The organism is Bowdeniella nasicola, from assembly GCF_001907295.1.
Lineage (GTDB): Bacteria > Actinomycetota > Actinomycetes > Actinomycetales > Actinomycetaceae > Bowdeniella > Bowdeniella nasicola.
This window is the reverse complement of record NZ_MQVR01000003.1, coordinates 1-19,822: the sequence shown is the minus strand read 5'-3', so window position 1 is coordinate 19,822 and position 19,822 is coordinate 1. Positions and strand designations below refer to the sequence as shown.

The window sequence follows — 19,822 nt, the reverse complement described above, 5'->3', positions numbered from 1 at the left end:
CGATAATCGCTTGAGAGCATGCTTTGCCGCGCTCTAACCTGGCCAGTATGACGACAACTGTGCGCCTTGTGCGCGTGCCCGCGGGCGACCAGATCAACCTCGACGTCCCGCTGTCGGGCGCCTGGCAGCGCTACTACGACGCGCAGCGCGCGCGCATGATTGAGGCCCTCGGCCACGCCGACTTCATTTCGGCGGACGCCGAGACGTACCGCAAGAACAGCGCCCAGCCGGTCTCGTCGATGCAGCAGGACCTGAGCTACGTCGTCGTCCTCGCTGATGACGTTGGCGCAGGTGGGGCCGGCGAGCGTGCGGCCGGCGAGCTAGGTGCCGACGACCTTCCGGCCGAATCACCGGCCTTCGTCGTCGAAGCGCCCGAGGTTGCCGAGGAAGCAGGGAACGACGCCGACACGTCGTCCGTAGCAGCCGAGTTCGACGCTTTGGATCCCGCCCACATCGTCGGCCTCATGGAGGTTGTCTTGCCGCTGGCGAGCAACCTCGACCAGGGCTGGCTCGACGTCTGGGTCGACCCGGTTAGGCGTCGCCGCGGCCTTGGCAGCCGGCTGATCGACGTCGGCCGGGACATGATTCTTGCCGCCGAGCGCACCCGCATCGGCGCCTGGACCGTCGGGAAAACCATCGAGGTCGACGCGCCGAACGCGGCCCGGCCGCTGCAGGGCCCCGGCGCACTGGATTGCGAGGCAGGCGCGACCGGTTTCCTGCTGCGGCGCGGCTTCGGCCTCGTCATGGTCGAGCGGTTCTCGGGCCTTACCAAATTGGACGACCCCGACCGTCGAGCCGCCCTGACCGAACACATGCGTGAACTCGCCGACGGTCTTGCCGACCATTACCGCGACGAATACGAGCTCGTGCACTATTCGGGGGCGACGCCGGACGAACTCGTCGACGATGTCGCCGCCATGTACACCGAGTTCTCGGCCGATATCCCGAAGGGCGATGACGAGGAACCGACGACGTTTACGGCCGAGAAAGTGCGCGAGATCGACCAGCGGATGTTGACCCGCAACCTAACGTCGTACACGACGGCGGTGCGGCACGTGCCGAGTGGGCGGCTCGTCGCATACACGACGATTGTGCGGCGCACAACGTCCGTCGGGGCAACCCAGGAGGATACCTGGGTGCATCGCGAGCATCGCGGTCATCGGTTGGGGATGACGATCAAGCTCGCCAACCTGGAGCGGTTCCTCGCGGTGAGCGCCGAGGAGGCCCAGCAGCGCGGGTTGCCGGTGGAACGCCTCGTGACGTGGAATGCCGAGGTGAACTCCCACATGTGGGCGATCAACGAGCAGCTCGGCTTCGAGGTGCTCGGGGCCGAGGGGTCCTGGTCGACGTACTACCGCGACGGCAGTTGGCACTCGACGCGAGACTCATCGTCTCTCGCACGCGCCTGAATACACACGTGCAGGCAGGCTCGTTCACCACTCGCGGCTGCGTGCGCGCACCATCGTCGCCTGCATGTCGTCCCTCTTGGTTACGCTGGTCACATGTCCGAGCCACGCCGCTCTCCCCTCAGGCTGCTCCGGGTCGCCGCATGGTGCCTCGCCGGTGCGCTGTCGTTCGGTGCCCTCAGCACGACCGCGCCCGACACGCTCACGCCGAACCTCGCGAAGTTCGGCTCGTCGACGGCCTTCCCGTACTCCCAGCTCATTGACTTTCCGATCATGACCGGCGTGACGCTGGCGCTGCTCGGGATTATTTTTCTTGGCGTCGGCGTCTGGCGCGTGCGGGCCGGGGGCACGGCGGCGCTGCTGGTGTTCGGGCTCGCCGCGGGGCTCGCTGGTGGGGTGCACATCTATCGGGCGGTCGACGCGGGCCTGACGAGCCCACCGCGAGTCGTTGCTGCGGAGGCGACTGCGGCGCCGACCCAGGGCGAAGTTGCCGACGGCGAGGGCGCCACCGACGGAGCGAACGCCGAGGGGGAGAAGCCCGACGGCGAGAGCCGGGCAGAGGGGGAGAAGCCCGACGGCGAAGGCGCGGCCGAGGGCGAGGGTGCGGCCCCTGCGGTGCCGACGCGGCTCGTCCTCGCCCAGCTCAACGTCGAGGGCGATACCGCCGTTCACGATGCCATCGTCCGGGACCTCGTGCGCGCCGCCCCCGACGTCGTCGTCATCGCGAACGCCGGAGAGGGCTACGCCCAGGCGCTTGTCGACAAGATGGTCGAACGCAAACTCGGCCCCTTCGATATTCAGCCCAACACAGGGAATCTGTTCGTCATCAGCAACACGGCGACGACGAACTTCCGGGTTGCCTCGACGGGCAGCATCTCCAGCGACCAGAACCTCGGCGCCGTGACGCAAGGCGGCGCGCTCGTCCTGACCGACGGGGCTGGTACCTCGCTGTACGCCGTCGCCGTCGCCGAACGCGATCGCAAGGACATGGCGCCGTTCCAGCGCGATATCGCGGCCGTGGGCAGTATGTGCGACAACTCGGGACTCATCGTCGTCGGGGACCTGTCCACCTCCATGGCCTCGGGTCCGCTCAAGCACTCGCAGTGCCGTGATGCGGCGACGGAGCTCGGGCACGGGGCGGCCGGGACGTGGCCCGCGTCGGTGCCGGCGTGGCTCGGCGTCCCGCGCGCGCACGTGCTGCTCAGCAGCGACACCGTGTGGCAGCCCGCGGCGATTGCGTCGTTCGAGATCCCGCGCTCGGCCCACCGCGGCCTCGTCGTCACGCTCAGCCGCTAGTTGGTCAGGGACGCTCGTGAGGTGAGTTCGCCGGGGCTATTACTCGGCTAGGCTGGCCGTGATGAGCCTGCCACGATTGATCGCTACCGACCTCGATGGGACGTTCCTGTCGCCCGATTCGACGATCAGCGCGACGAATCTCGCCGCTATCGAACGTGCCCAGGATGCGGGCATCCCCGTCATGTTCGCCACCGGCCGGCCGCCGACGTGGCTCCATGTCATCGACGACGTCACTCTCGCCGACTCGCGCGTCGTCGCCGCCAATGGCGCCGTCCTGATCGACGTCGCGACGCGCACCGTGCTCGAGGACCACCCGATTCGTCCGGCCGTCGCCGCAGAGGTGGCCGACGAACTGCGGGCGGCGATCGACGGCGTGGCGTTCGCGGCGCAGTACTCCGAGTCGTTCGGTCACGAGGACGGCTTCATGACCGAGATTCCGCCGCAGATGCGCGGCGACATCCACGTCGGCGAACTTCCGGACCTCCTGCATGTTGATCGCGTCATCAAGCTGCTCGTGCGGCACACGCGGATGGGGGCCGTCGAGCTCGCCGAGAGGGCGAATGCCGTGATCGGCCAGCGCCTCACGGTGACGTTCTCGATGAGCAAGGACTACGGACTGCTCGAGCTGTCGGCGCCCGGCATCACGAAGGCGCATATGCTCTCGCAGCTGGCCGCCTCGCTCGGGATCGATGCGGCGGATGTCGCCGCGTTCGGGGATATGCCAAACGACTATGCGATGCTCGAGTGGGCCGGGCGGCCGCACGTCATGGGAGATGCGCACCCGCTGCTTTCCCAGCTCGACGCGACGCGGATCGGCACGAATGCCGAGGACGCCGTCGGGCGCACCATCCTGTCCTGGTTCGGCGACTAAAACTGCCGAGGTTTCGGCGACTGAAACTGCCGAGGTTTCGGCGGGTGCGGGCCGCCGTTAGGACACCGCGTCGGCGCGGCGTTCCTTCTTACGGATCATGTCGATCGCGAGCAGCGCCCCAATCGTCACCGACCGCACCGTCTCATCGGCGCCCGGCGCGAACGACACGAGGAACGTCTCCTTGCTCAGCAGGAACGTCGGCAGATCGCCGAGGCTGCGCGTCACCTGCGCATAGACCGTCCCGCTTTCCGCGTCGGTCACGTCGAGACTGAACTCGAGCGCGCTGCCCTTCAGCGTCAGCTGGCGCCCGTCGGCGGAGTGGATCGTGTACTCGTCGTCGACGAAGGTGCGCACCTGGCGCATGACAATGGTGTCTTCAGCGAGCAAGCCTATGGCACCAGCCTACGGGACGATGCCTTCCGTGTTTCCGGCTTAACGTGCACCCGCGCGCGGAACGCTTTAGGCTTTTGGTCAGGTAGTCGGTCGACCAAAGGAGTCAGACATGGGTAAGAAATCGTTCATCCTCGGCGGCATCATCGGGTTCGTCCTCGGTAGCCGTGCTGGCCGTGACCAGTACGAAAAGCTCAAGGCGATGAGCCAGGATCTGTGGCAGTCCGACGCCGTGCAGCATGGCGTCGCGAAGGTCGAGGACACGGTCGGCGCGGCCGCGCGCAACCAGGCGTCGAACCTCACCGACAAGGTCGCCGACCTCGTGAAGGACAAGATCCACTCGGGCAAGTCCGACAAGGACGCGCACTTGGATTCCTACGTCTCCGGTGGCGATAAGCCGATGGCGCCGGCCGAGCCCGGCCCGAAGGCCTAGCGCCGATTAAACTCTTTTGCGCCGTTCGCGGCGCAGCCACCCGCACTACCCCCGGCGTGGCTTCCTGCCCGACCGAGCATCCCGCACCCGCTCGGTCGGGCATTTTTCTGCGATTAATCACGTCCGCTTCCACTTTCTGTTCGGCGCCCACCTGTGCCACGCTTGGGTGGTGACCGCATCCCCCTCAACTCCGCACGACGCGTCGCGCGCCCCCGAGCCGACGCCGCAGCAGATCCGCCGGTGGCGCAAGGCGCTCGCGGAAGAACGCGCCGAAGCCCGCATCTATCGCGACCTCGCGCGGCGGGCGTCGGGCACCGAGCGGGCGGTCCTGACGGAATTGGCCGACGCGGAGCGGCGCCACGAGGCGCACTGGGAGCGGCTGCTGGGGGAGCATGCGGGGCCGACGCGGATGCCCGTTCGCGTCGCGGTCCTCGGTTTTCTCGCGCGCATCTTCGGGTTCGTGTTCGTCCTCGCGCTCGTGCAGCGCAGTGAGGAGCGCTCGACTTATGGCGTCGACGCTGATGCGACCGATCAGATGGCCGCCGACGAACGCATCCACTCCGAGGTGATTCGCGGGCTCGCCGAACGCGGCCGCGCGGCCATGAGCGGCTCGTTTCGGGCGGCCGTCTTTGGCGCGAACGACGGGCTCGTCTCCAACCTCGCGCTGGTGCTCGGCATTGGCGCGGCGAGCGTCGCCGATGGCACCGTCCTTTTCACCGGCATCGCGGGGCTGTTCGCGGGCGCCCTGTCCATGGCCGCGGGCGAATACGTCTCGGTGAAGTCGCAGGTCGAGCTGCTGGCCGCCTCGCGCCCGGACCCGCGCGCCGCGGACGCCGTCGGCGCCCTTGACGTCAACGCGAACGAGCTTGCGCTCGTCTATCGCGCGCGCGGGATGGACACCGCCGAGGCCAATGCGAAAGCCGAACGGGTGCTGTCGGACCATGCCGCGTCGCTCGATCCCGCCGAACCCGGCGGATATGACGGGGTGGGCTCGCCCATCATGGCCGCGGCCTCGTCGTTCATCTTCTTCGCCTCCGGTGCGCTGCTGCCGATCCTGCCGTGGATTTTTGGCCTGTCGGGCCTGCCCGCGATGATCGCCGCGGCCCTGATCGTCGGGCTGGCGCTGCTCATGACCGGCGGCGTCGTCGGCGTGCTGTCCGGGTCCTCGCCGCTCGCGCGGGCGCTGCGGCAGCTCGCGATCGGCTACGGCGCGGCGCTGGCGACGATCATCCTCGGGCGCCTGTTTGGCGCGAACCTCAGCTAGCGGGGTAGCGGTGGACCTCGACGTCGCCGGCACCATCGGCATCGGCCTACCCGACCTGTTTCGCGCCCTTGACCTCACGGGCGTGTTCGTCAATGGCATCCTTGGCGGCATGATCGCGCGACGCAAGAAGTTCGACGCCGTAGGCTTCGCGTTCCTCGCGATCATCTCCGCGCTCGGCGGGGGCATGCTCCGCGACGTCATGCTGCAGGCCGGGCCGCCCGTCTTCCTCACCGATACGGCCTACCCGCTGACGGCGCTCGCGGGCGCGGCCGTCGCGTTTGTCGCGAAGCTCGATCGCAAATGGTGGAACCGCGCGTTCATTCTGGCCGACGCGCTCGTGCTCGGCTGCTGGGCGGCGACGGGCGCCGCGAAGACGCTCGGCGTCGGGCTCGGCTGGCTGCCCGCGATCATGCTCGGGACGATCACCGCGGTGGGCGGCGGCATGATTCGCGACATTTCCGTCGGGCAGATTCCCGCGATTTTTGGCGGGACGACGCTCTATGCCACGGCCGCGATGGCGGGGGCGGCCGTCATGGTGGCGCTTGCGCCGTATTTCACCGTCAACCTCGCGATGCTGTGCGCGACGATCGTCGGGTTCGGCCTGTGCGTGATCGCGCGGTGGCGGCGGTGGAAGTTGCCGGAGCATAACGACTGGACGATCACGCTGTCGTCGTCGGATCTGCGACGGATTTTGAAGCCGACGGCGAAGCGCGCGAAGCCGTCGCGCAAACGTGGAAAGTCCGGGGTAGTACGTGGCCCCGCCGACGATGCCGACGGGGCCAGTAGCGAGCGCGGGCGACGTTAGCTGGCCGGGACCTCCGTGCCGTCTTCGGCCCACTGCGTATGGAACATACCGGGCTTGTCGATGCGCGCGTACGTGTGCGAGCCGAAGAAGTCGCGCTGACCCTGAATGAGCGCGGCCGGTAGGCGCTTCGCGCGCACCCCGTCGTAGTAGGCGAGCGACGCCGCGAATGCGGGCACCGGAACGCCGGCGAGCGCAGCCTGGGCCACGACGCGGCGCAGCGCCGGGATGCATTCTTCGACGGCCTCGCGGAAGTGCCGGGCGGCGAGCAGCAGCGGGACGGGGTTTTCGCCGCCCGAGGAGCCCTCGGCGTCCTCGGTGCGCGCGCCCGGGGTGGACGTGCCCGAGTGTTCGCCTGCGGCGCTCTCATCATCGACGCTGGCCTCGTTGGTCGTGCCCGCGCCATCGCGCGAAACTTTCGCGTCGTTCGCTTCTGCGGCGCCGTGCAGATCGGCGGCCTGATTTCCGGTCCGCTTCGCGGCTCCAGCATAGGCGGCGGCGATCTCGTCGAGGAACGCCGCGCGGATGATGCAGCCCTCGCGCCAAATCTTCGCAACCGCGGCGAGGTCGATCTGCCAGTCGTATTCGACGGCGGCGGCGTAAATCTGGTCAAAGCCCTGCGAGTAGGCGACGACCTTCGACGCATACAGTGCCTTGCGGACGTCTTCGGTCACGGCGTCGGCGTCGTCGACCTGCCACGCCTCGGCGAGAGCCGCGAGTTCCTGGCCAGCCTCACGCTGCGGCACCGAGCTCGACAGTGCCCGTGCGAACGTCGCCTCCGCAATCCCGGTGACCGGCACGCCGAGGTCGAGCGCGTCCTGCACCGTCCAGCGGCCGGTGCCCTTCTGGCCGGCCTGATCGAGGATGACATCGACGAGCGGCTTGCCGGTTTCGGCATCCACCTGGTCGAGCACTTCGGCCGTGATCTCGATGAGGTAGGACTCGAGTTCGGTCGTATTCCACGCGCGGAAAACCTCGGCGAGCGCCGCGGGCTCGAGTTCGAGCGCCCCGCGCAGCAGCGAATACGCTTCGGCGATCAACTGCATATCGGCGTATTCGATGCCGTTGTGCACCATCTTGACGTAGTGGCCGGAGCCGTCGGTCGAAATATGCGTGCAGCAAGCCTCGCCGTCGTCGGCCTTGGCGGCGATGGATTCGAGCATCGGCCCGACGCGGCCGTAGGCCTCATCGGAACAGCCCGGCATGATCGACGGGCCGTGCAGTGCGCCCTCGGCGCCGCCGGAGACGCCCGCGCCGACGAACAGCAGGCCGTCCTCGCGCAGTTCTTTTTCGCGCCGGATCGTATCGGTGTACAGCGAGTTGCCGCCGTCGATGATGATGTCGCCCGGCTCCAAGAATTCCTTGACGTTGCCGATGACCTCGTCGGTAATGGGGCCAGCGACCACCATAATGAGAACGACTCGCGGACGTGTGAGCGATGCAACAAAATCGGCGAGCTCGGCGGCCGGGACGAACGTGCCTTCGTCGCCGTGCTCGTCGAGGACCGCCTGAGTTTTTGCGGTCGTGACGTTATAAATGCCGACTGCATGGCCGTGACGCGCGAGATTCCGGGCGAGACGAGAGCCCATCACCCCCATCCCGATGACGCCGATATCGGCGGTGGTGGGCGAGGGTGCGGCAAATGAAATGTCAGTCATGCTTCTCCTAGCGCTGGACACTGACTCCATTGTGACGCCCAAACAGGGCAACTGTCTCGACAGCTGGAAGTTTGGTCTACCGAAAAAACTCAATCGGATATGGCGGGGGAACTTGTAACTGAACTTGGGATGCGGATCGCAAACCATGAGTTGCCAGCAGGCACGACGTTCACCATTGCAGAGGTATGCGATGAGTATGGCGCGTCGCGCACCGTAGCTCGCAAAACGATGCGGGTGCTCGAAGATAAAGGGATGCTGCAGCCGCGTCGGCGCGTCGGTCTACAGGTGGCACCGATGGATCATTGGTCGCCGTGCGATTGCGACATCCCGTGCGACGGACAACCGCGTCTGGGAGGGCGTTGCGAGCCTCATGGGGGGATGCCATCCGCATGACGTATTGCGATACACCGGAAAAGATCTTGCAAGATAAGTCGGTGGGGGAGCCCTATCACGCTCTCGCGGCGGCGATTCGCGAGCGAGATGCCGCGCGCGCTCGTGACATCATGATCGACATCTTGCACCATTTCGGTTTCGAGGCCTGTGCGGGCTTCGTTCCGAACGGCGCGACGAACGAGGCCGACGCCTAGGCTGCGTCGGCGTGGAGTGGGATCGCGCCGACGTGGAGCGGGCTCGCGTCTGCTAGGAGACGGGGCGGGAGTGTTCTTCTAGCACCGGCAGGATCTGCGTCGCGAGCGCCCGGCCGTCGGGCCCCGTCACGACGTCGACGGGAGCGGACATCTCGTCTTCGCATACCTCGGGGTGGCTGCGGTCGCCCGGACCGGTGTCGGGCGTGCCGTGGGCAAGGACCTGCTGTGCGGCCGTGAGCTGACGGATGCCGATGAGCAGGACGTCGTCGGGGAACTCCGCGGCGAATTCGCCGTAGATTTGCGGGTCGTGCTGGCCGTCGTCGCCGATGAGGATCCACTTCACGTGCGGGAAGCGGGTGCGCAGTCGGCGCAGCATCGTGCGTTTATGCTCCTGGCCGGAGCGGAACCAGCCGGTTTGCGTCGGTCCCCAGTCGGTCAGCAGTAGCGGCCCGTCGGGGAAACCGTTCTTTGCGAGGAACCGGCGCAGGACGCTGAACGTGTTCCAGGCACCCGTCGAGAGGTAGAAGACGGGCAGGTCGGGCCGGCGCACGCGCATCGCGGTATAGAGCTCGGCCATGTGGGGAACGGGCTTGCGCGTCGAGGTGTGGCGGACGAAGGAATTCCAAAACGCGAGCAGCGGGCGCGGCAGCATCGTGATGAGGATGGTGTCGTCGATATCGGAGACGAGGCCGATGCGCTGGTCGTCGCCGATGATCTCGACGTCGGCGCGCGAGACCTTGCCCTCGGGTGTTTGCAGGTAAGCCGAGTGGCGGCCGGGCGGCAGGCCGTGGCCGGTGAACTCGACGTCGAGGTAGCCGTTACGGTTCGTATGCGCGGTGACGAGCGCGTCGCCCACCTGAATTTTCACGGGCAGATCAGCGGCGTGCACGGTCATGAAATTGCGCCAACCGCGGCTGGCCTTATCGATCGGGGCCGGCAGGTTGGGCGCCGAGCGCGAGGGGCGCGAGAGCAGCACGCGGGCGAGCACCCGCGCGGCATCCGTCGTGCCATACCCGAGGTATCCGATCACGCGCGGCCGAAATCCGAGCGCGCGGACGGCGGGCTCCACCCGCGCATGAATGGCGTCTTCAAGGAGCGATCCGGTGCGAGAAAAACCCATAAAACCAGCCTACGGGACAACGTGGCGCGGGACGACCTGGCAGGTGATGTGCCCCACAGGCTAGGCTACGGGTCAGTATCGCGCGCACCCAAGCGCGCGGGACATGCCTTTGGAAGGGGAGACCATGCGCAAAATTCTTGCCGCAGCCGCCTGCGTCGTCGGGCTCACCATGACGGCCTGTACGAACGAAGTCCCGGCCGGTAAAACCACCCCGAGCGGCGGCGCCGACCAAAGCGCGTCCGCGCCCGCGGGCTCGGACGACAAGGCGGACGGCAAGTACACCTTTGCGATGGTCACGCACTCCTCGGCCGGCGATGCGTTTTGGGACATCGTGAAGTCCGGTGGCGAAGACGCCGCCGCGAAGATGGGCGTGACGATGACCTATCAGGCCGATCCGGACCCGGCCCAGCAGTCCATCCTCATCACGAATGCGATCGCGCAGGGCGTCGACGGGATCATCGTGTCGATGGCGAATCCCGACGGGCTGAAGGAGGCCATCGGCAAGGCCGTCGAGGCGAAGATTCCCGTCATTACGATCAACTCCGGCATCGAACGGTACAAGGAGTTTGGCGCGATGACGCACGTCGGGCAGAGCGAAGAGCTCGCCGGTGAGACGGCCGGCGAACAGTTCAAGGCGGCCGGCAAGTCGAAGATGATCTGCGTCATCCACGAGGCCGGCAATATCGGCCAGGAGCAGCGCTGCGCGGGCGCCGCCAAGACGTTCGGCGGCAGCGCCGAAAACCTACAGGTCGACATTGCCGACCTCGCCGCCGTCCAGAACACGGTGACGGCGAAGCTGCAGGCGGATCCGTCGATCGACGCCGTCTTCACGCTGAACGGCTCGGTCACGACGGCCGCGCTCAAGGCCATCGAAGGCGCGGGCAGCGAAGCGATGCTCGGCGGGATCGACCTCGACGCCGACGTCGTCACCGCGATCAAGGACGGCAAGGTTAGCTTTGCCGTCGACCAGCAGCCGTACGCCCAGGGCTGGCTGCCCATCGTCTTTTTGACGCAGAAGGTATCCGATGCGATGGACACCGGCGGCGGCCAGCCCGTCTACTCCGGCCCGCTCGTCGTGACGAAGGACAACGTCGAGCAGATCGCTGACGCCATTTCCCGTGGCAAGCACTAGGGGCGGCGATGACCGAGGCCTCCGCAGCACGTTCTGCTGAGGAGCGGCCCGCCGCGCCGGTTGCGCGCGACGAACGCTCCGTCGGCAATACGGCATTCGCGACGCTCATGCGTCGACCCGAGATCGGCGCCGTCATCGCGGCGCTCGTCGTTCTCATCTTCTTTTCCGTCAACACGACGACGTTCCTCACGCCCGCGGGCGTCTCCACGTGGCTGGAATCGTCCTCGACCATCGGGATCATGGCCGTCGCGGTCGCGCTGCTCATGATCGGTGGGCATTTCGACCTGTCCGCGGGCGTCATGACCGGCACGAGCGCGCTGTTCGTCGGCGTGCTGGCCGGGACGTACGGCGTCAACCTGTGGGTTGCCGTCGTGCTTGCGCTCGTGCTTGCGCTCGCGATCGGTGCCGCCAACGGCGCGATCGTGCTGCGGACGGGGCTGCCGAGTTTCATCGTCACCCTCGGCACGTTCTTCATCCTGCAGGGCGTGAACCTCGCCGTGACGAAGATGCTCACCGGCACGGTCGCGCTGCAGGGCATCGACCAGATCCCCGGGTTTTACGCCGTGCGCCAGATCTTTGGCTCGACGCTGATGCTCGGGCCGTTCGCGATTAAGGCGCCCGTCATCTGGTTTGTGGTGGCGACGATTGCGGCGACGTGGGTGCTGCAGCGCACGCGAGGCGGCAACCATATTTTCGCTGTCGGCGGGGACCGCACAGCGGCGCGGGCCGTCGGCGTGCGCGATGTGCGGACGATCATGGCGCTGTTCATGACGACCGCGGGGGCCGGCTGGCTCGTCGGCATGCTCGCGCTGTTCAAGGTCGGCACCGCGCAGGCGACGACCGGCGTCGGGCAAGAATTCATCTACATCATTTGCGCCGTCGTCGGCGGATGCCTGCTGACCGGCGGGTTCGGCTCGGCGATCGGGGCGGCGTTCGGCGCGCTGATCTACGGCATGACCTACCAGGGCATCGTCTATGCCGGGTGGGATAACAACTGGCTGCGCACGTTCCTGGGCATCATGCTGCTCGCGGCGGTGCTTGTGAACTGGTCGGTCGCGAAGCGGGCAGGAGTGCGGTCATGAAGCCGATTATTGAGGCGCGCGGCGTCGGAAAAACGTTTGCGACCGTCATCGCGCTGCGCGATATCGACCTGGCGGTGCGGCCGGGCGAGGTCACGTGCATCCTCGGGGATAACGGCGCCGGCAAGTCGACGCTCATCAAGATTCTTGCGGGCGTGCATGCCCATTCCAGCGGCGAATTTTTGATCGACGATAAGCCGCGCAAGTTCAGTTCGCCGCGCGATGCGCTCGACGCGGGCATCGCAACGGTCTATCAGGACCTCGCGATGGTCCCGCTCATGAGCGTGTGGCGCAATTTCTTCCTCGGCAACGAGATGGTCGGCCTGCTCGGGTCGCTGAAAATTGGCGAGATGAAGCGGATGACGCGCGAGGAAATGGGTTCGATGGGGATCGACGTGCGCGACGTCGAGCAGCCCGTCGGCACGCTGTCCGGCGGCGAGCGGCAGTCGGTGGCGATCGCGCGGGCGATTCACCGCGGGGCGCGCGTGCTCATCCTCGACGAGCCGACCGCGGCGCTCGGCGTGAAGCAGTCGGGCGTCGTGCTGAAAAACATTCAGGCGGCGCGCGAGCGCGGCATTGCCGTCGTGTTCATTACGCACAATCCGCAGCACGCGTACCTCGTCGGCGATCAATTCCTCGTGCTCAACCGAGGGGCGTCGCTTGGCACGTACACGAAGGCGGACATCAGCCTGGAGGAGCTCACCCACCTCATGGCGGGCGGCGCGGAGCTGGAGAAGCTGAGCGAGGAACTCGGGGCCGACGCGAGCTAGCTTGCGTCGGACTGTACGAGCGAGGCGGTTGCTGCCGAGCTGTCGCGTTAGAGCTGGGCGGTGCTGATCGCGCGGCGGATTGCCGGCAGCGTCGCGAGGACGAGAACCGCGGCGCCGGCCGCTCCCGCGACAACGACCCAGAAGCCGGCGTGCCCGCCGCGCGCATCGATGACGACGCCCGCGAGCGCGCTGCCGAGGGAGGCGCCGGCCGCAGTCGCGGTCGACATCCACGTCAGGCCCTCGGTCAGGCGGGTCGGGTGGACGACCTGCTGGACGACGGCGTTCGTGTTGATGAACGTTGGCGCGATCGCGAATCCCGTCGCGAACATGACGGCCGCGAGGAGCGTGAGGGAGTCGATGAAGAGGAACAGCGAGGCGCCGCCCGCGAGACCGATGACGCCGACGGCGAGGCGGACGGGCAGCGTCGCGCCCCAGACGCGCGCGCCGTAGATGAGGCCGGAGATGAGCGAGCCGAACGCGAAGATCGCGAGGACGACGCCGGCCATCGCCTCATAGCCGAGGTCCTTGGAGAAGGCGACGGTCGCGACGTCGGTCGCGCCGAAGATCACGCCGACGCAGAGCATGACGCCGATGAGACACCACATCGCGGGGATGTAGAGGATGGGTCTCGCGCGCGCGGGCACGTGCGCGCGCGTGGGCGCGAGTGCGTGGGTGTCGGTGGTGGGGAGTGCGTCGGGGTCGACGGCCTCTTCCCACAGCTCGTGCGGGCGCGACGTCCGCAGCTGCGCCGGCGGCTCGGTGTCGCGCAGGCTCAAGAACCAGAAGCCGCCGACGAGCGAGAACGCCATCGCGGTGAGGATCGCGACGGGTCCGGCGATCATCGTCGCGAGCATGGTCGCTGCGACCGGGCCGATGACGAAGACGACCTCATCGAGCGCCGATTCGAGCGCGTAGGCGGTGTGGAGCTCGCCAGCATCCTTGACCGTGATCGCCCAGCGCGCCCGCACGAGCGCCCCGATGGAGCCCGTCGCTACACCGGCGATTGCGGCCGCCGCGAACAGCGCGGGCGTCGGCGCGCGCAGCACCGTCGCCAGCACGAGTGCGCCCAGCCCGAGGTTGAACGTCGCGAGCGCGGGGCGCATGATACGCGCCTGCCCGTACTTATCGACAAGGTTTGCCAGGACGGGAGCGGCCGCCGCCATTCCAACGACGTAAATCGCCGAGACCGTCCCCGCGAGCGCGTAGGAACCGTAGGCGTGCTCGATCATGAGAACGATCCCGAGGCCCGTCATCGCGAGGGGTAAACGCGCAAGCAGCCCCGTCGTCGAAAAAGCTAGCGCCCCGGGGTGAGAGAGGATCTGCGAGTAGGGGTTTCCCACTCGCCGATCGTCTCACACCGGGAGCCGCTCGTTGGCTGGCAAGCGGTACTCGCCGTTGTGGTGTCAGCGACCGCGGAGTCCAGCGGATTTGCGGCTTCGTGGGCAGTAGCGGATCTGCGGCGGCGTGAACGCTCGTGGACCTGCGTATGGTGGCGGGCCCGCGGCGGTGAGGACGCGTTAGCTGCCGAGGGCGTCGTCGACCACCTGCTTGGCGTCCGTTTGCACATGCTTGAGGTGGTCGGCGCCGCGGAAGGACTCCGCGTAGATCTTGTAGACGTCCTCCGTGCCCGACGGGCGCGCCGCGAACCAGGCGTCGTCGGTCCTGACCTTCAGGCCGCCGATGGCCGCGTCGTTACCGGGCGCGCGCACGAGCTTCGCCGTGATCGGATCGCCCGCGAGCTCGGTGCTGGTGACGTCCTCGGGGGCCAGTGCTTTGAGCGCAGCCTTCTGCTCGCGTGTCGCCGGGGCGTCGATGCGCGCGTAGACGGACTCGCCGAATTCGGCGACGAGGTCGCGGTGGATCTCCGAGGGCGATTTGCCCGTCGTCGCGAGGATTTCGGAGGCGAGCAGCGACAGGATGATGCCGTCCTTATCCGTCGTCCACACCGTGCCGTCCTTGCGCAGGAACGACGCGCCCGCGCTTTCTTCGCCACCGAATCCGATCGAACCGTCGAGCAGACCTGGGACGAAGTATTTGAAACCGACGGGCACCTCGACGAGGCGGCGGCCGAGGGCTGCGACGACGCGGTCGATGAGCGAGGAGGAGACGAGGGTCTTGCCGACGCCCGCGTCCGCCGCCCAGCCGTGGCGGTGCGAGTACAGGTAGTGGATCGCGACCGCGAGGAAGTGGTTCGGGTTCATCAGGCCGTCGCGCGTGACGATGCCGTGACGGTCGGCGTCGGCATCATTACCCGTCGCGATGTCGTACGGTGCGTCGCCTTCCATCGTCTGGCGCAGCGACGCCATCGCGTACGGCGAGGAGCAGTCCATCCGGATCTTGCCGTCCCAGTCCAGCGTCATGAACGACCAGCGCGGGTCGACCTCGGGGTTCACGACGGTGAGGTTCAGGCCGTAGCGCTCGCCGATCGCACCCCAGTAGTCGACGGAGGCGCCGCCGAGTGGGTCCGCGCCGATGCGCACCCCCGCGTCGCGGATGACGTCGAGGTTGAGGACGGTCGAAAGCTCGTCGACGTACTCGCCAAGGAAATCATGCCCCTTCGTCGTCTCGGCGGCTCGCGCCTGCTCGAGGGACACACGCTCCACGTTCTTCCAACCCTCCCGCAGGATCTCATTCGCGCGGTTGGCGATCCAGCTCGTCGCGTCGGTATCGGCGGGCCCGCCATGCGGCGGGTTGTACTTAAAGCCGCCGTCGCGCGGCGGATTGTGGCTCGGCGTGATGACGATGCCGTCGGCGCGGCTCGGCCCATCGAGCTTCACCCCGGTGGCGCTGCCCGCACCGTTCGCCCGCAGGATCGCGCGCGAGACGGCCGGCGTCGGCGTATAGCCATCGGCCGAATCGATCCGGACCTCGACGCCTGCCGCGGCGAGCACCTCGAGCGCGGAGTCGAACGCCGGCTTGGACAGCGCATGCGTGTCGCGGCCCATGAACAGCGGGCCGTCGGTGCCCTGACTGCGGCGGTATTCGACGATGGCGGCCGTCGTCGCGACAATATGCGCCTCATTGAAGGCCGTGTCGAGCGAGGAGCCGCGGTGGCCGGAGGTGCCGAACGAGACGGCCTCGTCGGGGTTATCCGGGTCGGGCTCGCGATCGTAGTAGGCCGCGAGCAGAGCATCGACGTCGATGAGATCGTCCGGGCGAGCTGGGGTACCTGCGCGTTCATGCATACCTCTATTGTTGCCCCCGCGCGCGCATTTCGTCCTCGCATCGTGGCACGATGAGCGCATGGCAATTCCAGATACGCCCCAGACCATTACGATCGCCGACCTCGATGCGAACGATCCCGTCCCCGACGGCTACGTCGTGCTCGACGTGCGCGAGGACGACGAGTGGGAGGCCGGGCATGCGCCGGGCGCCCTGCACATTCCGATCGGCGAGCTGCCCGACCGGCTCGATGACCTGCCCGAGGAGGACCTGCTCGTCGTGTGTCGCGGCGGCGGTCGATCCGCGCGCGCTTCGGCATGGCTGAACCAGAACGGTTTCAACGCCTACAACGTCGACGGCGGCATGTCCGGCTGGCATCGCGCGGGCCTGCCCGTGACGAGCGAGGACGGCTCGGTCCCCGAGATCCTGTAGGCGAGCGGCGTGATTGCCGACACACTACAGTGAGGGAATGGACGACCAGTACGACGACCCGAAGGTCCGGCCCCGCAAGCGCGCGGCCGCGGGTTTCGGTGGGATCCAGCATGCGATGGATTTCGCGATCCGCGACCGGGCGCTGCTGTCGCTTATCACGCTGAACAAGCCCGGGGGAGTGGACTGCCCTGGCTGTGCGTGGCCGGATCCGAAGCCCGGCGAGGAAGGCATCGTCGAGTTTTGCGAAAACGGCGCGAAAGCCGTCGCGGAAGAGACGACGGGGCGCAGCGCCGACGCGGAGTTTTTCGCGACGCATTCGCTCGCCGAACTGCGCGGCATGACCGACTATGAGCTCGGCCGGGCGGGGCGTATCACGACGCCGCTGCGGCTCGGGCCGTGCGATACGCATTACCGGCCGATCAGCTACGAGCAGGCCTTCGACGAGATCGCCGCCCACGCGCGCGCGAGGACGGAAGACGTGCCGGTCCGGATTGAGATTGGGGGCCGCGCGGACGTCGTCGGCGTCGAAGAACCGCTCGAAATCCGGGTCGCCGGCGAGCAACTCACGACGACGATGCGCACGCCCGGCTCCGACGTCGAACTCGTGCACGGGCTGCTGTTCGCCGAAGGGTTCATCACCTCCGGTGCCGATATTTCGCAGGTGCGCTACTGCGGGGGAGTGTGCGGGCAAAACGAGAACACATTCAACGTGCTCGACGTCGACCTCGCGCCCGGCATCGCGCCCCCGGATGCCGCGGCGCGCCGATTGCTGCCGACGACGAGCGCGTGCGGGGTGTGTGGGACGACGTCGGTCGAGCAGATCATGGCGCGCATTCCGGGGCGTTCGCCGGCAGCTGCGACGTTGTCCACCGCAGCCGACTCTGCACGCCGGGCAGACACTGCTGGCCACGTCGGTGCATCCGCTGCTCCGACGTGCGCCACACCCGAGCTGACGCGCTTCGATCCGCGGGTCCTGCTCGAGCTGCCGGCGGCGCTCACGAAGGAGCAGGCGGCATTCCGCACGACGGGTGGCATGCACGCCGTGGGGATTTTTACCGCCGACGGGCGCGCGCTCGCGATTCGCGAGGACGTCGGGCGCCACAACGCCGCGGACAAGGCGATCGGCCACCTGCTCATGAGCGGTGCCCTGCCCGCGCCGGCTCCAGCTGCGCAGGGTGATGACGCCGATGCGCCCGCGATCCTCGCGCTGTCCGGCCGCGCGTCGTTCGAACTCGTGCAGAAATCCGTGATGGCTCGCCTACGCGCCGTCGTCGCCGTCTCCGCCGCGTCGTCGCTCGCGATCGACCTCGCCGCCGACGCCGGAATCCTGCTCGCAGGTTTCACGCGCGATGGCCGCATGAACGTCTACACCGGCGCCGAACTGCTCGCGAGTTAACGGCGCACCGCGAAGCTGCGTATCCTGGTCGACATGGGAAAAAAGAACCGCAAGAAGGACGCCGCCGCCAAGCCGAAGCGGCAGGAAGTGCCCTTCGTCGAACGGCCCTTTGAAGGTCTGAAGGGTGAAGCCGACCTCGTCGCGATGCGCGAGCTGCTGCCGTCGGCCTCCGCACCCCTGACGCTCACCGGCGAGCTCGCCGACGTGCCCGTCCTGCTCGTCACGCTGCTGCCGGAGATGTGGCCCGCGATCCGCCGCGAGGACGGCACCGTCGTCGTCGCGATGCAGGCCTCCACCCGCTCCGGGGATGCCTCCCGCGACGTCGCGCATGCGATCGAAGCGGCCGCGAAGCTCGAGCCCGGCACGCCGCTGCGTCACCTCGAACTGCCCGAGGTCGGCGCGCGCCTGCAGGATCTCGTCGACCCGAAGGCCGACTGGGAGCTCACCGTGCACGGCGACTTCCACTACTGGGCCGATCCGGCCGCGGAGAAGTCCGCCGAGCTGGACCAGGCGCTGGAGCAGGCCGCCGAACACATCGTGCCGTCGAAGGCGGTCGAGGGTGTCAGCGCCGCCTACTGGTGCCGGATGGGCAAGGAGTACCTGCGCTGGGTGCGCACCGAGGATGAGTATGAGCTGCTCGACGCGCTCGCCAAGCTGCATGCCGCGGACGAAACCCCGCTGGAAGACGGCACGCGCCTCATCGGCTTCTTCCGTAGCTGCGGCCTCATGGTCCCGGTCTGGGAGCTGAACGCGGGCACCGAGGCCGATGAGCTCGCGGGAGTGGCGAAGAAGTTCGAGGATCGCCTGGCTAAGGCCCTCGCCGACGACGCCTCGCTCACGCCCGAACAGCGTCGTGCCCGCTCGGGCCTGATCTCGCGCGAGGTCACGCTCCGCTAGTTCGCGCGCTTTTTTCTACAGCGCGGTTGACGCCCGCTCGATAATCTCGGGCGCGGGGTCGAATATCGTTCGTGCGCCGTCCTCGATCCGCTTGCGCAGCAAGTCCGTGATGAGGGCGGCGCATCGTTCTCCGAACTCGGCCGGGTCGCGTCGTACCGCAGTCACGGCCGGAGCCATGACCTCACACAGCTGCGAGTCTTCCAGGCTCAGCAGCGCGACCTCGTCGGGCATGGCCACGCCCTGCCGGGCGAGCTCGCGCGAACCGCCGAGGCACAGCACCTCGTTATCGAAGACGATGAGCCGCGGCATGCCTGCGGTCGCGAGTTCCCGCACGGCCTCGTGGCCCGCCACCCTCGAGTATTCCGCCGCCGCGGTGCCGATGCCGCGCACGCCCGCGCTCGCCGTGAGCGTCTCGAATGCCGCGAGCCGGCGCCGCGAGTGGACGATCGTGCGCGGGCCCGCGACGTAGCCGATCGAGTCGACGCCGATCTCGCGCGCATAGGCGACGACGGTCTCCATCAGCGCTTCCTCGTCGCTCAGCAGCGCGGCCCCGTAGCCCGGGTCGTCGCCCGCGAACACGGCGGGAATGCCGAGGCTGCGCAAGAACTCCGGGCGCGGATCGTCCTGCAGCAGGTCGACGACGATGACGGCGTCGACCCGGCGTTCGGCCCACCAACTGCGGTACGTGTCGAGTTCGTCGTCCATCGTCGCGGAGGCGTGGAAGACGAAGGAATAGCGCTCTTCGGAGAGTTTGCGCTCGATGCCGGTCATGAAGTGGAAGAAGAAACGCTCGGCGGCGACGCTGCGCGAGGGGCGGCCGATGACGAGCCCGACGGCACGCGAGCGCTGACTCGACAGGGCGCGGGCGGCGATCGAGGGCGTCCAGCCGAGTTCGCGGGCGAGCCGCAAAATCTTTTCGCGCGTCGCATCGGAGATGCCGGGTCGGTTGTTCAAGGCGAAGGAGACGGCAGCGGTCGACACGCCAGCTTCGCGCGCAATATCGCGAATTGTCGGGCGAGCATCGGTTGCCATGGAGTTGAGTCCCTCATAGTGGTGTAGCGGGGTGGTCGTGCTGGACAGCAGGGCGGTCACCGCGTGATCCTCGAGTTCATCTTCCACAACTCACT

The 19,822-nt window shown here is 67.8% G+C and carries 20 protein-coding genes; 14 read left to right on the top strand and 6 right to left on the bottom strand.

Annotation, left to right across the window (positions count from 1 at the left end; genetic code table 11):
• Nucleotides 1-47 precede the first annotated feature (47 nt).
• The 3 genes from BSZ39_RS01025 (at nt 48) to BSZ39_RS01015 (ending at nt 3,573) form a co-directional block, all read left to right on the top strand.
• Nucleotides 48-1,409, top strand: a complete 1,362-nt coding sequence (locus BSZ39_RS01025) for a hypothetical protein (protein ID WP_143180308.1) — start codon at nt 48-50, stop codon at nt 1,407-1,409.
• A 93-nt stretch (nt 1,410-1,502) separates the two neighbouring features.
• Nucleotides 1,503-2,702: an endonuclease/exonuclease/phosphatase family protein gene (locus BSZ39_RS13335; protein ID WP_073715541.1), complete on the top strand. Its 1,200-nt coding sequence runs from the start codon at nt 1,503-1,505 to the stop codon at nt 2,700-2,702.
• A gap of 61 nt (nt 2,703-2,763) precedes the next feature.
• On the top strand, nt 2,764-3,573 hold the full coding sequence (locus tag BSZ39_RS01015; RefSeq protein WP_073715540.1) for an HAD-IIB family hydrolase: 810 nt from the start codon (nt 2,764-2,766) through the stop codon (nt 3,571-3,573).
• 57 nt (nt 3,574-3,630) lie between these two features.
• Here BSZ39_RS01015 and BSZ39_RS01010 read toward each other — a convergent pair whose 3' ends face one another.
• A complete protein-coding gene (locus BSZ39_RS01010; protein ID WP_143180307.1) occupies nt 3,631-3,936 on the bottom strand; it encodes a hypothetical protein in 306 nt (101 codons plus the stop codon).
• A 139-nt stretch (nt 3,937-4,075) separates the two neighbouring features.
• On the opposite strand from BSZ39_RS01010, the gene BSZ39_RS01005 reads away from it, so the two are divergent.
• The 3 genes from BSZ39_RS01005 to BSZ39_RS00995 all read left to right on the top strand — a co-directional run bounded on the left by BSZ39_RS01005 (nt 4,076) and on the right by BSZ39_RS00995 (nt 6,465).
• Nucleotides 4,076-4,396 carry a hypothetical protein gene (locus BSZ39_RS01005; protein ID WP_073715538.1) on the top strand — a complete coding sequence of 107 codons (321 nt, stop codon included), beginning with the start codon at nt 4,076-4,078 and terminating at the stop codon, nt 4,394-4,396.
• A gap of 169 nt (nt 4,397-4,565) precedes the next feature.
• On the top strand, nt 4,566-5,660 hold the full coding sequence (locus tag BSZ39_RS01000) for a VIT1/CCC1 transporter family protein (RefSeq protein WP_073715537.1): 1,095 nt from the start codon (nt 4,566-4,568) through the stop codon (nt 5,658-5,660).
• Nucleotides 5,661-5,670: 10 nt separating this feature from the next.
• Nucleotides 5,671-6,465: a trimeric intracellular cation channel family protein gene (locus BSZ39_RS00995; protein WP_073715536.1), complete on the top strand. Its 795-nt coding sequence runs from the start codon at nt 5,671-5,673 to the stop codon at nt 6,463-6,465.
• On the opposite strand, the gene gndA is transcribed toward BSZ39_RS00995, so the two are convergent.
• On the bottom strand, nt 6,462-8,111 hold the full coding sequence (gene gndA / locus BSZ39_RS00990; RefSeq protein ID WP_425425660.1) for an NADP-dependent phosphogluconate dehydrogenase: 1,650 nt from the start codon (nt 8,109-8,111) through the stop codon (nt 6,462-6,464). The two genes, BSZ39_RS00995 and gndA, sit on opposite strands and share 4 nt — an antisense overlap.
• 108 nt (nt 8,112-8,219) lie before the next feature.
• Here gndA and BSZ39_RS14940 point away from each other — a divergent pair, with 108 nt between their 5' ends.
• Both BSZ39_RS14940 and BSZ39_RS00980 read left to right on the top strand, forming a co-directional pair.
• On the top strand, nt 8,220-8,513 hold the full coding sequence (locus tag BSZ39_RS14940; protein ID WP_073715534.1) for a GntR family transcriptional regulator: 294 nt from the start codon (nt 8,220-8,222) through the stop codon (nt 8,511-8,513).
• Nucleotides 8,510-8,707 (top strand): hypothetical protein, encoded by a 198-nt coding sequence (locus BSZ39_RS00980; RefSeq protein WP_073715533.1) that lies wholly within the window; start codon nt 8,510-8,512, stop codon nt 8,705-8,707. Before BSZ39_RS14940 ends, BSZ39_RS00980 begins: the two co-directional genes overlap by 4 nt.
• A gap of 52 nt (nt 8,708-8,759) precedes the next feature.
• Here BSZ39_RS00980 and BSZ39_RS00975 read toward each other — a convergent pair whose 3' ends face one another.
• On the bottom strand, nt 8,760-9,827 hold the full coding sequence (locus BSZ39_RS00975; RefSeq protein ID WP_073715532.1) for an App1 family protein phosphatidate phosphatase: 1,068 nt from the start codon (nt 9,825-9,827) through the stop codon (nt 8,760-8,762).
• Nucleotides 9,828-9,951: 124 nt separating this feature from the next.
• Between BSZ39_RS00975 and BSZ39_RS00970 the strand changes: the two genes are divergently transcribed.
• From BSZ39_RS00970 to BSZ39_RS00960, 3 genes are read left to right on the top strand one after another with little or no spacing between them, the layout of a single operon-like run.
• On the top strand, nt 9,952-10,959 hold the full coding sequence (locus BSZ39_RS00970; RefSeq protein ID WP_083602828.1) for a sugar ABC transporter substrate-binding protein: 1,008 nt from the start codon (nt 9,952-9,954) through the stop codon (nt 10,957-10,959).
• A gap of 8 nt (nt 10,960-10,967) precedes the next feature.
• The gene (locus BSZ39_RS00965) at nt 10,968-12,041 is read left to right on the top strand and encodes an ABC transporter permease (RefSeq protein ID WP_083602827.1); all 1,074 of its coding nucleotides are present in this window, start codon (nt 10,968-10,970) and stop codon (nt 12,039-12,041) included.
• The gene (locus BSZ39_RS00960) at nt 12,038-12,808 is read left to right on the top strand and encodes an ATP-binding cassette domain-containing protein (protein ID WP_073715530.1); all 771 of its coding nucleotides are present in this window, start codon (nt 12,038-12,040) and stop codon (nt 12,806-12,808) included. The genes BSZ39_RS00965 and BSZ39_RS00960 overlap by 4 nt, the downstream gene beginning before the upstream one ends.
• 47 nt (nt 12,809-12,855) lie before the next feature.
• Here BSZ39_RS00960 and BSZ39_RS00955 read toward each other — a convergent pair whose 3' ends face one another.
• A complete protein-coding gene (locus BSZ39_RS00955; protein ID WP_073715529.1) occupies nt 12,856-14,148 on the bottom strand; it encodes an MFS transporter in 1,293 nt (430 codons plus the stop codon).
• A gap of 177 nt (nt 14,149-14,325) precedes the next feature.
• Entirely contained in the window at nt 14,326-15,993 is a 1,668-nt protein-coding gene (gene pgm, locus BSZ39_RS00950; protein ID WP_073715528.1) for a phosphoglucomutase (alpha-D-glucose-1,6-bisphosphate-dependent), read from the bottom strand.
• Nucleotides 15,994-16,051: 58 nt separating this feature from the next.
• Here pgm and BSZ39_RS00945 point away from each other — a divergent pair, with 58 nt between their 5' ends.
• From BSZ39_RS00945 to BSZ39_RS00935, 3 genes are read left to right on the top strand one after another with little or no spacing between them, the layout of a single operon-like run.
• Nucleotides 16,052-16,402 carry a rhodanese-like domain-containing protein gene (locus tag BSZ39_RS00945; protein ID WP_073715527.1) on the top strand — a complete coding sequence of 117 codons (351 nt, stop codon included), beginning with the start codon at nt 16,052-16,054 and terminating at the stop codon, nt 16,400-16,402.
• A gap of 37 nt (nt 16,403-16,439) precedes the next feature.
• Entirely contained in the window at nt 16,440-17,798 is a 1,359-nt protein-coding gene (locus BSZ39_RS00940; protein ID WP_222842822.1) for a formate dehydrogenase accessory sulfurtransferase FdhD, read from the top strand.
• 33 nt (nt 17,799-17,831) lie between these two features.
• Nucleotides 17,832-18,695 (top strand): DUF5926 family protein, encoded by an 864-nt coding sequence (locus BSZ39_RS00935; protein WP_073715526.1) that lies wholly within the window; start codon nt 17,832-17,834, stop codon nt 18,693-18,695.
• Between the two features lie 15 nt (nt 18,696-18,710).
• On the opposite strand, the gene BSZ39_RS00930 is transcribed toward BSZ39_RS00935, so the two are convergent.
• Complete coding sequence (locus BSZ39_RS00930) at nt 18,711-19,787, bottom strand: LacI family DNA-binding transcriptional regulator (protein ID WP_143180306.1); 1,077 nt, start codon at nt 19,785-19,787, stop codon at nt 18,711-18,713.
• Nucleotides 19,788-19,822: the final 35 nt, after the last annotated feature.